Origin of the sequence: Burkholderia sp. Ap-955, from assembly GCF_011753045.1 — a bacterium.
Taxonomy (GTDB): Bacteria; Pseudomonadota; Gammaproteobacteria; order Burkholderiales; family Burkholderiaceae; genus Burkholderia; species Burkholderia lata_D.
In genome coordinates this window covers 1-13,065 of record NZ_VWWH01000064.1, presented here as the reverse complement: position 1 = coordinate 13,065, position 13,065 = coordinate 1, and the positions used below count along the sequence as shown (strand labels likewise).

The window sequence follows — 13,065 nt, the reverse complement described above, 5'->3', positions numbered from 1 at the left end:
CGGTTCTCTCTTACCTCTCCTGCGGGCCGCGCTCAGGCGCCAGCATGGACGACGCGAGCAGCGCCCGCGTATACGGATGGGATGGCGCGTGCAGCACGTCGAGCGTCTCGCCCGCCTCGACCACGCGCCCCGCCTTCATCACGATGACCCGGTGGGCCATCGCGCGCATCACCGCCAGATCGTGCGTGATGAACAGGTAGCTGAGTTTGTACTTCTTTTGGAGATTCGTCAGCAGATTCAGCACCTGCTTCTGGATCGACACGTCGAGCGCGCTCGTCGGCTCGTCGAGCACCAGCAGTTCCGGCTCCACCGCCAGCGCCCGCGCGATCGCGATCCGCTGTCGCTGCCCGCCGGAAAACTCGTGCGGATAGCGCAGCATCGCCTCGGGCGGCAGGCCCACCTCCTGCAGCAGCGCGGCGATCCGCGCCCGCCGCGCGTCGCCGGCCACCTGCGGCCGGTGCACGCCCAGCCCCTCGCCGACGATCTGCTCGACCGTCATGCGCGGCGACAGCGAGCCGAACGGATCCTGGAACACCACCTGCATCCGCCCGTACAGCGTGCGCCGGCCCTGCGTCGTGCGCAGCGACGTCAGCGGCATCCCGTCGATCTCGATCCCGCCCGACGCCGGCCGCTGCAGGCCGAGCACGGCCGACGCCAGCGTCGATTTCCCCGAACCCGACTCGCCGACGATCCCGAGCGTTTCGCCGCGCTTCAGGCTCAGCTGCACGTCGTGCACGGCGCGGAACGTCGTCTTGCCGAGTACCGAGCGCCAGCCCTTCGCCGCGATGCGGTAGTCGACGGCGAGATGCTGCACGTCGAGGATCGTCTGCGCGCCGGCGGCAACCGGCTCGACCGCCCGTTGCGGCGCACTGTCGAGCAGCCGGCGCGTATACGGATGCTGCGGCGCCGCGAACAGGTCGGCCGTCGTGTTGGTCTCCACCAGCACGCCCTTCTCCATCACGGCCACGCGCTGCGCGAAGCGCCGCACGAGGTTCAGGTCGTGCGTGATCAGCAGCACGGCCATCCCGCGCGCGGCGGCCTCCTGCTCCTGCAGCTCGATCAGCAGGTCGACGATCTGCTGGCGCACCGTCACGTCGAGCGCGGTGGTCGGCTCGTCCGCGAGCAGCAGGCGCGGCCGGCACGCCAGCGCCATCGCGATCATCGCGCGTTGCCGCTGCCCGCCCGACAGCTGGTGCGGAAAGCTGTCGATGCGCCGCTCCGGCTCAGGAATCCCGGTGCGCCGCAGCAGCGCGATCCCGCGCTCACGCGCGTCGCCCGGGCGCAGCCCCTCGTGCAGCCGCAGGCTCTCGGCGATCTGCTTGCCGATCGTATACAGCGGATTGAGCGCCGTCATCGGCTCCTGGAACACCATCGCGATGTCGGCGCCGCGAATCCCGCGCATCTGCTGCTCGGTCTTCGCGAGCAGATCGTGGCCGTCGAACAGCATCCGCCCCGACAGCGTCGCCTGCTGCGCGAGCCGCAGGATCGACAGTGCGGTCACGCTCTTGCCCGACCCCGATTCGCCGACGAGTGCCACGCGCTCGCCGCGGCCGATCGACAGGTTCAGATCCTGTACGGCCGCGTTCGCGCCGAAATGCGCGGAAAAACCCGCGATCTGCAGCAACGGTCTCGTCATCACCGCCCTCCGCCGAATGCCGAACCACGCGTGCGCGTGTCAAGCGCGTTGCGCAGCGCATCGCCCATGAAGGTGAGCAGCAGCAGCGTCACCACCAGCGCCGCGAACGCCGCGATCGAGATCCACCACGCATCCAGGTTGTTCTTGCCTTCCTGCAGCAGCTCGCCGAGGCTCGGCGTCGGCGGCGGCACGCCGAGGCCGAGGAAATCGAGGCTCGTCAGCGACAGGATCGCCGCGCTCATCCGGAACGGCAGGAACGTGATCACCGGCGTGAGGCTGTTCGGCAGCACGTGGCGCCACATGATCTGCGCGTTCGTCAGCCCCATCGTGCGTGCGGCCTTCACGTAGTCGAGCGCGCGATTGCGCAGGAATTCGGCGCGGACGTAGTCGGACAGCACGAGCCAGCCGAACATCGACAGCAGGATGAACAGCAGCCACAGCGACGGCGTGAAGATCGACGCGAAGATGATCAGCAGGTACAGGTCAGGCAGCGCGCTCCAGATCTCGATCAGGCGCTGTCCGACCAGGTCCGTGCGGCCGCCGTAGAAGCCTTGCAGCGCGCCCGTCAGCACGCCGACCAGCACGCCCGATACGGTCAGCGCGAACGCCATCAGCACCGACAGCCGGAACCCGTACAGCAGCCGCGCGAGCACGTCGCGCCCGAACTGGTCGGTGCCGAGCCAGTTGCTCGACGACGGCGGCGCCGGATACGGCCGCGACGCGAAATAGTCGATCGTGTCGTAGCGATAGCGGTTCGGCGGATAGATCGCGAAGTTGCCGTGCGACTCGAGCTTCGTGCGGATATACGGATCGAGATAGTTCGTCATCGCGGGAAAGTCGCCGCCGAACGCCGTCTCCGGATAGTCCTTCACGATCGGGAAGTAATAGTGCCCGTCGTAGCGCACGATCAGCGGCCGGTCGTTCGACAGCAGGTCCGCACCCAGGCTGAGCGCGAATAGCGCCGCGAAGATCACGAGGCTCCAGTAACCGAGCGGCTGCGCGCGAAAGCGCAGCCACGTGCGCCGCCACGGCGACGGCGAGGCCGCGCACGCGGCGCAGGCCTGGTCAGTGGTCCAGGCGGTTGAACTGGATACGGGGGTCGACGAGGACATAGCAGATATCCGCGATGAGTTTGGTCAGCAGGCCGATCAGCGTGAACAGGAACAGCGAGCCGAGCACGACCGGATAGTCGCGGCGGATCACCGAGTCGTACGACAGTTGCCCCATGCCGTCGAGCGAGAACAGCGTCTCGATCAGCAGGTTGCCGTTCAGGAAGGCGCCGACGAACGCGGCCGGCAGCCCCGTGAGCAACGGGATCGCCGCATTGCGCAGCACGTGCTTCCAGAGCACGTCGCGCTCTGGCGCCCCCTTCGCGCGCGCGGTCAGCACGTACTGCCGGCCGATTTCCTCGAGGAACGTGTTCTTCGTCAGGATCGTGACGATCGCGAAGTTGCCGACGACCGACGCCGTCACCGGCATCACGATGTGCCACAGATAGTCAAGCGCCTTGCCGATCAGCGTCAGGTCGTCGAAGTTGTCGGACGTGAGTCCGCGCATCGGGAACACCTGCCAGAACGTGCCGCCGCCGAACAGCATCAGCAGCAGCACGCCGAGCACGAAGCCCGGCACCGCGTAGCCGGCCAGCACCAGCACGCTCGTCACGGTGTCGAACCGCGACCCGTTGCGCACCGCCTTCGCGATGCCGAGCGGCACCGACACCAGGTACGTGAGGATCACCGTCCACATCCCGAGCGTGATCGACACCGGCAGCTTCGAGCGGATCACCGCCCACACGCTGCGGTGCGCGAAATAGGACTGGCCGAGGTCGAACGTCGCATAGCTTTTCAGCATCAGCACGTAGCGTTCGAGCGGCGGCCTGTCGAAGCCGAACTGCTTGCGGATCTGCTCGATCTGCTGCGGGTCGACGCCCTGGCTGCCGTGGTAGCCGCCGCCTCCGCCGCCCGCCTCCCCGCCGCGCGCGCTGCCGTGGCGCAACTGCGCGAGCACCTGTTCGACCGGGCCGCCCGGCACGAACTGCGTGACCGCGAACGTGATCGTCACCACCCCGATCAGCGTCGGGATCATCAGCAGCAATCGCCTGAGTATGTATGCCAGCATCGTCGTTCCTCCGTCAGGCGGCCGGCGCGGGTTTCGCCGCCGGTTGCTTCACGTACCAGTAGTCGATGATCCAGTCCTCGTATTGATAGGAGTCCGGCACGATCGCCGGGTGGCCGAGCGTCGCCTTGTACGCGATCCGCGCATTCGGCAGGTAGTACTGCGGGATCAGCGCATACAGGTTGATCAGCACGCGGTCGAGCGCGTGCGTGGCCGTCTCGAGATCGTCGAGCGTATCGGCCGCGAGCGCCGCGCGGATCAGCGCATCGACCGCCTTCGACTTCACACCCGGATAGTTCTCGGAGCCCGGCTGCGACGCGGCCGCACTGCCGAAGCGGCGCGTCAGCTCGGCGCCCGGAATCGTCACGGGCAGGTAGATGTACGTCGTCATGTCGTACTCGAAATTGTCGAGGCGCTTCAGGTAGACCGCGCTGTCGATCTCGTGCAGGTAGGCTTGAATGCCAAGCATCGCGAGTGCCTGCGTGTACGGCAGGATCAGGCGGTCCATGCCGGGCTGGTCGTCGATGATCTCGATCGTCATCGGCGTGCCGTTCGCGTCGCGCAGCGCGCCGTCGCGGTAATGCCAGCCGGCCTGCGCGAGCAGGTCGCGCGCTTGCTTCAGGTTCGCGCGCAGCGAGTTCGGCGGCAGCGTCGACGGCTGCCGGACCATCGGGCCGAACACCTCGGGCGGCAGCATCGAACGGAACGGTTCGAGCAGCGCGAGCTCCTTCGCGCTCGGCATGCCGGATGCCGCGAACGGGCTCGCCTCCCAGAAGCTGTTGGTGCGGCGATACTGCCCGTAGAACATCATCCGGCTCATCCAGTCGAAATCGAACGCCAGCGCGAGCGCATGCCGCACTCGCACGTCCTGGAACATCGGCTTGCGCATGTTCATCAGGAAGCCCTGCATCTGCGCGGGACCGTCGGGAAACTCGCCGCGCTTCAGCATGCCGTTGCGAAAATTCTTGCCGACGTACTTGCGCGCCCACTGCGTCGCGCTGTATTCCATGCGCGCGTCGATGTCGCCGGCCTTGAACGCTTCGAGCGCCGTGTACTGGTCCAGGTACAGCTTGAACGACACGTGCGCGAAGCGGAACATGCCGCGTCGCGACGGCAGGTTCGCTGCCCAGTAGTGCGGGTCGCGCACGTAGCTGATCTGCTTGTCGTTCTTGCGCTGGTCGATCAGGTACGGGCCGCTCGCGATCGGCGGCACGTTCGCGATCTGGTCGAACGGCGGTCGCGTGCCGTCCGCGTGCTGCCCCCATTTCGGCGAGAACACCGGCAGGTCGCCCGCGATCAGCGCGGCGTCGCGCTCCGCGTGCTTGAACTCGAAGCGCACCGTGTGGCCGTCGACCACCACCGCACGCTTGATGATCGCGAACTGCGCGTTGTACAGCGGCGACGCCTGCGGGCTCGTCAGCGTGTCGAAAGAATATTTGACGTCGGCCGCGGTGATCGGGTCACCGTTCGAGAAGCGTGCGGCCGGGTTGATGCGAAACGTCGCCGACAGCCGGTCGGGCGCGATGTCGACGTCGTCGGCGATCAGCGCGTATTCGGATGCGAGCTCGTCCCAGCTGCGCTGCATCAGCGTGTCGAACATCAGGTTCTTGATGTCCGGTGCAGGCGCGCCGCGCACGAGGAACGGGTTCAACGAATCGTAGCTCTGCGCTTCGTCGTAGTTTTCGAACTGGAGCGTGCCGCTGTCCGGCGCATCCGCATTCGCGTAATCGAAATGCGTGAAGCCCGGCGGATACTTCGGATGGTCGTATTGCGAGATCGCCGGCACCGCGAGCGCGGCCTGCGGCATGACGCCGCCCGACACGATCCACACGGCGCACGCGAGCAGCGCGGCGCGCGTGGCGGTGCGCATCCGCCCGTGCGTGCGCGTCAGGTGCGAGTGGCGCGGCACGCGTGCCCGTCGCCCATTCAACAGTCTCATGGTCAGTCTGTCCGGAAACGCGCGGGTGTGAAGCCTGCACGCAATCGATGCCCGTGCCGGACGCCGCATACGGCCGCGCCCCGCGGATGGTTCGTGCTGGTCACGATCGGAGAACTGCACCGCCGCGCGTCCCGGTTGCGGGCCGTCGTGGCGCCAGGCGAAAAAAGGCCGCCCCGAAAAGGGGGTAGTGGACGTGGAGCGGCCTGTCCCAAACCTGTCAGTGCATCGCGAGCGCCATCAGAACTTGTACGTCGCGCCGACCTGCGCGAACCGGCCGATGTACGAGTACACCGACGTGTCGTACCCGCTCTGGCTCAGCGTGCCGTTCGCGAAGATCGGGTCGAACGGCGGCGTGCGGTTGAAGAGGTTGTCGATGCCACCGTAGATCGTCCAGTTCTTGAAGCCCGTGTACGTCACCATCAGGTTGAACTGGCTGTACGAACCGACCTTGTTCGGCTCGGGCATCAGGTTCTGCGCGTACGGGCCCGTGAACTGCCACGTCAGCGCCGCATCGAACTTCCGGTAGTTCCAGTCCAGCGTCGTGTTGCCGCGCCAGCGCGGGAAGCTGCCGCCGAACGGCTGCGTGATCGTGAAGTTGTTGCCCGCGCCGTTGACCGGCGCGGCGCCCGGGAAGCCGATCTTGTAGCTGTTGACGTAAGCCCAGTCGCCCGACAGCGTAATCGTGCCCCAGCCCTTCAGCGGCAGGCCCTGGCGGAACGTGCCTTCGAAGCCGTTCGTGTCGAGGTAGCCGAGGTTCTGGTACGGAATCACCTTGTACAGCAGCTGGCCGGTCGTCGGGTCGGTCACGACCTGCGATGGCTTGCCCTGGCCGATCACGTTGTCGATGCGGATCTTGTACCAGTCGAAGCCGAGGTCGGTGTAACGGCTCGGCGAGACCTGGAAGCCGATATTGAGGTTGCGCGTGCGTTCCGGCGCGAGGTTCGGGTTGCCAACGGTGATCGACGTATAGTTCTGGCCGGTGGCCGGGTCGACCTGGATGCCGAGCGTCTGCGACTTGCTGTCCTCGACGAAGGTCGGCGCGCGGAAGCCGCGGTTGTACGACGTATACAGCGTGAGCTCCTTGATCGGCTGGTAGCGCAACGCGAAGCGCGGCGAGAAAGCGCCGCCCACGTCGGTGTAGTGATCGTAGCGGCCTGCCTGGCTGAACGTCAGGTTCTCGATGATCGGTATGTTGATCTGGTAATAGATGGCCGCGACGTTGCGCTGGCCATCCACCGTCTCGAGGTCCGGCGTGATGACGGCCCCGCTCAGGTACTCGGAACCCGGCGTCAGCGTTTCGCTCTGGTGCGTGAACTGCGCGCCGAAGCCGATGCCGACGTCGCCGGCCGGCAGATGGAACAGGTTCGGCGTCGACAGCGTCGCATCGATCGTGTCGAGCTTCGAGATGCCGAGGTTGTTCGCTTCCTGATAGAGACCGTTGAACGCGTTCGGCGTCGCGGCCGGGTTCGCGAAATTCAGCGTGCCGTTCTGGTAGATGTTGTTCAGCGCATTCACGTTCAGCTGGTTCGTGAACACGTTCGACACCGTGCTCTGCGAATGGCTGACCGACGTCGCCCAGTCCCAGTCGCCGTACGGCAGCGTAAATGACCCCTTGATGCCGGCGGCCGCCCGCCAGTAGTTGGCCCAGGTCTTTTGCGCGACCGTGTTCGGAAACGCATAGGTGAGCGGCGTGGCCGCGCCCGTCGTGTTGTACGGGTTGCTGACCGGTACCGTGTAGTTGAACGGCGACAGCAGCTGCGTCTGCGGATTCCAGACGAGCGCCGGGTTCTGCGAGTTGCCGATCACGTTGTTCCACAGGCCGTCGTTGGTCGTGGTCGTGTTGTAGCTCTCGAGGAAATCCGCGAACGCGGTCGTCTTGTCGTCGATCTTGAAGTCACCATGGAGCTTCGCGTTCAGGCGCTCGGTCATCGGCAGGATCGACGTGCTTTCCGCCGTGTTGTACCCGCAGATGGTGCCCGGCAACCCGGCCGACAGCGAATTCGGCGCGGCCGGATGAACCGAGCCGCCGAACGGGCAACCGCCGGTCAGCGCCTGCGCACTGCCGTCGGGCATGTTCCAGTACGACGGCGCGAGCAGCGAGAAGCCGCCCGGCTTGCCCGTGAAGTCCTGGCTGCGCGTGGAATCACGGTCGGCCAGCGTGAAGCCGTTCGACTTGTAGTAGCTGAGCGCGGCCGTCACGTTGAAGCGGTCGGCGTTCAGGTCTCCGAAGCCGCCGAGCACGCCGAATTTCATCGTGCCGTCGCCGTTGCCGGCGTTGATCGCGCTGCCGAGGCTGCCGTCGAGCTGCAGGCCGCGGAAATTGTGTTTCGTGATGATGTTGACGACACCGCCGATCGCGTCCGAACCGTACTGCGACACGGCGCCCGTCTTCACGATTTCGATCCGCTCGATGTCGTTGAGCGGGATCGTGTTGAGGTCGAAGAACGAATCGACGCTGTTCGAGAAGAATGCATACGGCGCGACGCGCTGGCCGTCGACCAACACGAGCGTGTACTTCTCCGAGAGGCCGCGAAGTGCAATGCCGGCCGCGCCGGCCGCGAAGTTGCCCGATTGCCCTTCGCCCCAGCTGTTCGCCGAGTTGGCTGCCGCATCGCGCAGGAAGTCGGCGACGGTCACCGCGCCGCTGGCCTGGATTTCCTTCGGCGTGATCGTCTGCACCTGCTGGAAGCCGGTCTTGTCGGCTTGCCGGATCAGCGAACCCGTCACTTCGAACCGCTTGATCTGCGCGACCTTGCCCTGCCCGTTCGCGGCGGGTGCGGCCGGCGTCGCGTCGGCTGCCGCGCCGGCCGATGCATCGGGCGCCGCGGGCGCTTCAGTGCCCGTGGTAGCGGCGGCCCCCGCCGTGCCGCCCGCCTGCGCGACCGTCACGGGCGCGCCGTTCGCGACCGCATCGGCGATCGCAACGGCGCCCGGCACCGGCTGGCTCTGGGCGAACGCCGGCGGCGCCAGTACGGCCGTCAACGCGAGTTCCGCCCAGACTATCCTCTTGATGGCCAACGCCAACACTCTCTGCTTCATCTTGTTCCCTCTCGCTCGTAGTAAGACCCCACCTGCTGTGCGCCGGAACCTTGTGAATTCCTTGCGCGTCCTGGGTGCCCGTGTACCGGAACCCGCGATTGCCACGCTTTCGACTGCCACGACTCGAACGGATCGGCCTCGGGTCACCGCACCATCCAGCGTCACCGTCTTTTTCTATTTTGATTCGACATGCTAAACACCTACATTGAGCGCATTGCCTGCTTCTTCCCGATTCGACGTCCAGTTGGTTCTATACGACACGAACGTGCGCGCGCGCCGTACTGCACACCCTCTGCCGTCGATCGGGTACTTCTCCTTCCTGCCGGCCGCGTTCGCTAGAACAGCCTCGGCGTGCCGACCCAGACGATCACCGCCTCTTCGTCGGCCGTGTTGCGCCACGCATGCGGCATCGTCGATTCGTAATGCGCGGTATCGCCCTCGTTCAGCGTGAACGTGCAATCCTCGAGCGTCAGCGCCACCTGCCCGCGCAACACGTAGACGAACTCCTCGCCCGCATGCGTCGTCATCTCGGACGACAACTGCCCCGCCGGCATCCGGACGAGAATCGCGTCGAGCTTGCGGCCGTCCACCAGGTTCGTCAGCCTGGCGAACCGGCTGGCCGAGTTCGTGAACTGGAAATACTGCAGCGCGTTGCCGCGACATACCGAGCGTGCTTCCGTCGGCGTATCGATGAAGTACTGCATCGTCACGCCCAGCGCCTTCGCGATCCGCACCAGCGACGTGATCGACGGCGTCGCCCGCCCGCGCTCGACCTGCGACAGGAACGGCTTCGAAATGCCGGCGATCGTCGACGTTTCGTCGAGCGTGAGTTTCAGGCGCTGGCGCAGCGCCCGGATCTTGTTGCCGAGCGACACGGCGACGAGCACCGACTCATCAGGGGGCAAAACCATGGAAAGACGGTCCCTCGCAGTCGAAATCGGTTTGATGTCGTCAAGCCTCGACCGATGCCGTGACACGACCGGCCCGGCACGATCCCCCGCTGCACGCTGTCGCGACGTGCATGCCACGCGCGGTGCGGCAGCGCACTCGCGTCGTGCAGTTGCACTGCATCCTTCCATTTCATTCGGTTTACTAATTAACAAGGTTGCCCCTTTCCTTTGGCTGGCCTGCCCGTCGTGCATCGGTGCGATCGCGGCGGCACACCGCTTGCCGACCGGGCCCGCGTTGCGCGCGGCCGTGCAACTTCCGTTGTGTTACCGGGAGGCCACCACCGTCCAGAGCCGCGCGAGGTCACCGGAACCGTCGGTGCCCTTGACCGTGCGCAGCACCTGGACCGCACGCGCTTTCTGGCCGGCCACGTAATACGCCTCGCCGAGCCGCAGCCGCGCCGCATCGGGATGCTCGAGACCGCCCTTCGCGATCGCCTGCTCCATCATCGGCAGCCCCTGCTGCGCATGGCCCTCGAAGACGAGGTTCATGCCCGCGTCGATCGGCGCTACCGGTGTCGTGGCGTCTCCGCCCGATTGCGCGCGCTTCGCCGCGAGCGTCTGCAGCCGCTTCTCGCGATCCGCCTGCGCGTCCTTGCCGAGTACGCCGGATGCGAACCCCTGATCGATCACCTGCTTGCCCTCGGCGGGCGACCCCGCCACCAGCGCGAGCTGCGTCATTTCCATGTACGCGTTGGCGGTCGAGAGCGAGCCCGTTGCCCGGCGCAACCGGTAGATGTCGAGGTCGAGCGACGGCAGGTACCCGGGGTTGCCGCGAATGGCCGTGACCATTTCGTCCCAGTACGCGGGGCTCGGGTGGTAGGCCACCAGCAGCCCGAGCGCACCGCGATATGCGTTGCCGTCCTTCACTTTCTGCGCGCAGGTCGCCAGCATCTGCAACTGCCCTTCATCCGGTGCGTGTCCGCCATTCGCCTGCGCGTCGGTGCTCGCTTTCAACTGACTCACGAGCGGTGCGCAATCGTTCGACAGGTAGTAAGACTGCGTGAGCAGCGTGCGCATTTCCGGATCCGAGCCACCCGCCTTCAGGTAGCGCTGCGCGACGCGGATCGCCAGCGGATAGTTCTTCTGCTGGAAGTAGATGCCGGCCAACGCCGCCGTGGTCCGCTGCTCGTTGTCGCCCGAGAGCCGCCCCGAGTTCAGCACGCTCTCGTACGCCTGCGCGGCCGTGCCCGAGTCGCCGGCCGCCATCGCTGCCGCGCCGCGCATTTCTTCCACCATATAGGTTTCGTACGGCGTCCGGTTCGGCACGGCGGCCGCCTGGGCGATCTTGCCCAGCGCGTCGCGATACTTGTGCGCCCGGTACAGCTCCTGTGCAGCCGCCAACGGTTTCGCCACGTCCGGCCGCAGCGCGTCCGCCGGCAGTGCCGGGCGGCCGAGCAGGCCCGCCGCGCCGAGCGCCGTCACCGCCATCATCCGCTTCCATCGTCGCTGGTTCATCGGCTCGTCCGTGTCGTCATTGCATGAACTGTTCGTTACCGATCAGGCCGATCTTGGTCGCGCCCACGCGTTGCGCGGAGGCGAGCACGGCGGCCACGTCCTTGTACGGCACCAGCTTGTTGGGGCGCAGATGGATCTCCGCTTGCACGGGTTCCGCCGCCACCTGGGTCAGTTTCGACTCGAGCGCCGCGCGGTCCGGCACCGGTGCGCCATTCCATGTCGTCGTGCCGTCGAAATCGATGTCGATCTGCACGATTTCCGGCGGCGCGGCCGGCGGCGGCGGATTACCCACCGGCAGGTCCATCTTCACCGAATGCATCTGAATCGGGATCGTGATGATCAGCATGATCAGCAACACCAGCATCACGTCGATCAGCGGCGTGGTGTTGATATCGACCATCACTTCCGGTTCGGCATTGCTCCCGCCCGAAGGCACATTCATTCCCATCGTCGACTCCTGTCGATCCACGTTGGCGCTTTAGCGCTTACGTGGATCCCATGCTTCGCGGTCGATCCAGCGTTAGCGCTTTAGCGCTTACGCGGGCCCCATGCTTCGCGGTCGATCCACGTTGGCGCTTCAGCGCTTACGTGGGTCCCATGCTTCGCGGTCGATCTGCGTCAGCACTCACGGTCGACCGGCGTCAGCGCTTCAACGCTCGTCGCCAGCCCCTTGCTCCACCACGATTCCGCCGTGCGACTATCCCCCGCGCGCCGGCGGTTCCGTAATGAACGACAGCTTCGCGATCCCCGCGCGCTCGCACATCGTGACCACCCGGCCGATGAACTCGTAGCGCGTGTTCTGATCGCCCCGCACGTGGACGCTCGGCTGCGGCTGCTGCTGCGACACGCCCTTCAGTTTCGCCAGCAGCGTCTGTGCATCCACCAGCTGCTCGCCCCAGAAGAAATCGCCGTCGCGGTTCACCGCGATCTCGATGCTCTTCGGCGTCGTCTGCAGCGGCTGCACCGTCTCCTTCGGCAACTGAAGCTGGATCGTGTGCGTCACGACCGGAATCGTGATCAGGAAAATGATCAGCAACACCAGCATCACGTCGACGAGCGGCGTCGTGTTGATGTTGGCGATCACCTCGTCGCTATCGTCCTGCCCGACGTTCATGGCCATCGCGCGTCTCCGTCAGCCGATCAGTTCGCGAGCGACGCAGCGGCCGGCGACGATGACGACGCGCGTACCGGTCGCCGATTGCCGGCCAGCAGCACCGTGTGCAGTTGCGCGCCGAAGTTGCGCACCCGCTCCATCACCGACTTGTTGCGCCGGACCAGGAAGTTGTAGCCGAGCACTGCCGGCACCGCGACGGCGAGGCCGATCGCGGTCATGATGAGCGCCTCGCCCACCGGGCCGGCGACCTTGTCGATCGACGCCTGGCCGGCGATGCCGATGGCCGTCAGCGCGTGATAGATCCCCCAGACCGTGCCGAACAGCCCGACGAATGGCGCGGTGGAGCCCACCGTGGCCAGGAAGGCGAGCCCGTCCTGCATGCGGTTCGACACGTTCGTGATCGAGCGCTCGACCGAGACGTCGATCCACGTGTTGCGGTCCACCGCTTCCAGCAGCGCGTCTTCATGATGCTCGCCGGCCTCAATCGCCGTTTCGGCGATGAACCGGAACGGCGACGCCTCGTCGAGCAGCTTGGCGCCCTCGGCCAGCGACGGCGCGGTCCAGAGCTGCGCATCCGCCAGCTTCGCGCGGCGATTGGCGCGCAACTGCTCCAGGAACTTCGTGATCATGATGTACCAGCTGCCCATCGACATGATCACCAGCAGGATCAGCACGAAACGGGCGACGAAGTCGCCGTTCTTCCATAGCGCACCGAGCCCGTACGGATTTTCGACGGCTTCCGTCGTGGCCGGTGCGGGCGGCGGAGCCGGCTCGGCAGCGGCCGGCGCCGGGGCCGGTGCGGCCGACGGCGCCGCGG

10 protein-coding genes are annotated in these 13,065 nt (G+C 66.4%); all 10 read right to left on the bottom strand.

Annotated elements, in window-relative coordinates; all coding sequences use genetic code 11:
- Positions 1 to 10 precede the first annotated feature (10 nt).
- Positions 11 to 1,636: a dipeptide ABC transporter ATP-binding protein gene (locus F3J15_RS26675; protein ID WP_166894985.1), complete on the bottom strand. Its 1,626-nt coding sequence runs from the start codon at positions 1,634 to 1,636 to the stop codon at positions 11 to 13.
- Complete coding sequence (locus F3J15_RS26670) at positions 1,636 to 2,748, bottom strand: ABC transporter permease (protein ID WP_166894983.1); 1,113 nt, start codon at positions 2,746 to 2,748, stop codon at positions 1,636 to 1,638. Before F3J15_RS26670 ends, F3J15_RS26675 begins: the two co-directional genes overlap by 1 nt.
- On the bottom strand, positions 2,702 to 3,754 hold the full coding sequence (locus F3J15_RS26665; RefSeq protein WP_089445696.1) for an ABC transporter permease subunit: 1,053 nt from the start codon (positions 3,752 to 3,754) through the stop codon (positions 2,702 to 2,704). The genes F3J15_RS26670 and F3J15_RS26665 overlap by 47 nt, the downstream gene beginning before the upstream one ends.
- 13 nt (positions 3,755 to 3,767) lie before the next feature.
- Positions 3,768 to 5,690 (bottom strand): extracellular solute-binding protein, encoded by a 1,923-nt coding sequence (locus F3J15_RS26660; RefSeq protein ID WP_166894981.1) that lies wholly within the window; start codon positions 5,688 to 5,690, stop codon positions 3,768 to 3,770.
- Between the two features lie 237 nt (positions 5,691 to 5,927).
- Entirely contained in the window at positions 5,928 to 8,729 is a 2,802-nt protein-coding gene (locus tag F3J15_RS26655) for a TonB-dependent receptor (protein WP_166894979.1), read from the bottom strand.
- A 335-nt stretch (positions 8,730 to 9,064) separates the two neighbouring features.
- On the bottom strand, positions 9,065 to 9,640 hold the full coding sequence (locus tag F3J15_RS26650) for a cupin domain-containing protein (protein WP_027787334.1): 576 nt from the start codon (positions 9,638 to 9,640) through the stop codon (positions 9,065 to 9,067).
- A 303-nt stretch (positions 9,641 to 9,943) separates the two neighbouring features.
- Positions 9,944 to 11,110: a tetratricopeptide repeat protein gene (locus F3J15_RS26645; protein ID WP_240159393.1), complete on the bottom strand. Its 1,167-nt coding sequence runs from the start codon at positions 11,108 to 11,110 to the stop codon at positions 9,944 to 9,946.
- 40 nt (positions 11,111 to 11,150) lie between these two features.
- Positions 11,151 to 11,582 (bottom strand): biopolymer transporter ExbD, encoded by a 432-nt coding sequence (locus F3J15_RS26640; RefSeq protein WP_069248029.1) that lies wholly within the window; start codon positions 11,580 to 11,582, stop codon positions 11,151 to 11,153.
- A 249-nt stretch (positions 11,583 to 11,831) separates the two neighbouring features.
- Positions 11,832 to 12,254, bottom strand: a complete 423-nt coding sequence (locus F3J15_RS26635) for a biopolymer transporter ExbD (RefSeq protein WP_011352158.1) — start codon at positions 12,252 to 12,254, stop codon at positions 11,832 to 11,834.
- Between the two features lie 20 nt (positions 12,255 to 12,274).
- The coding region (locus F3J15_RS26630) for a MotA/TolQ/ExbB proton channel family protein (protein ID WP_166894975.1) at positions 12,275 to 13,065 on the bottom strand (791 nt) is incomplete at its 5' end.

Excerpts from the sequence above, each read along its gene's own strand:
- F3J15_RS26640 (WP_069248029.1), bottom strand. The coding sequence starts at position 11,582 with ATGGGAATGAATGTGCCTTCGGGCGGGAGCAATGCCGAACCGGAAGTG.
- F3J15_RS26670 (WP_166894983.1), bottom strand. The coding sequence starts at position 2,748 with ATGTCCTCGTCGACCCCCGTATCCAGTTCAACCGCCTGGACCACTGAC.
- F3J15_RS26660 (WP_166894981.1), bottom strand. The coding sequence starts at position 5,690 with ATGAGACTGTTGAATGGGCGACGGGCACGCGTGCCGCGCCACTCGCAC.
- F3J15_RS26655 (WP_166894979.1), bottom strand. The coding sequence starts at position 8,729 with ATGAAGCAGAGAGTGTTGGCGTTGGCCATCAAGAGGATAGTCTGGGCG.
- F3J15_RS26665 (WP_089445696.1), bottom strand. The coding sequence starts at position 3,754 with ATGCTGGCATACATACTCAGGCGATTGCTGCTGATGATCCCGACGCTG.
- F3J15_RS26645 (WP_240159393.1), bottom strand. The coding sequence starts at position 11,110 with ATGATGGCGGTGACGGCGCTCGGCGCGGCGGGCCTGCTCGGCCGCCCG.
- F3J15_RS26650 (WP_027787334.1), bottom strand. The coding sequence starts at position 9,640 with ATGGTTTTGCCCCCTGATGAGTCGGTGCTCGTCGCCGTGTCGCTCGGC.
- F3J15_RS26675 (WP_166894985.1), bottom strand. The coding sequence starts at position 1,636 with ATGACGAGACCGTTGCTGCAGATCGCGGGTTTTTCCGCGCATTTCGGC.
- F3J15_RS26635 (WP_011352158.1), bottom strand. The coding sequence starts at position 12,254 with ATGGCCATGAACGTCGGGCAGGACGATAGCGACGAGGTGATCGCCAAC.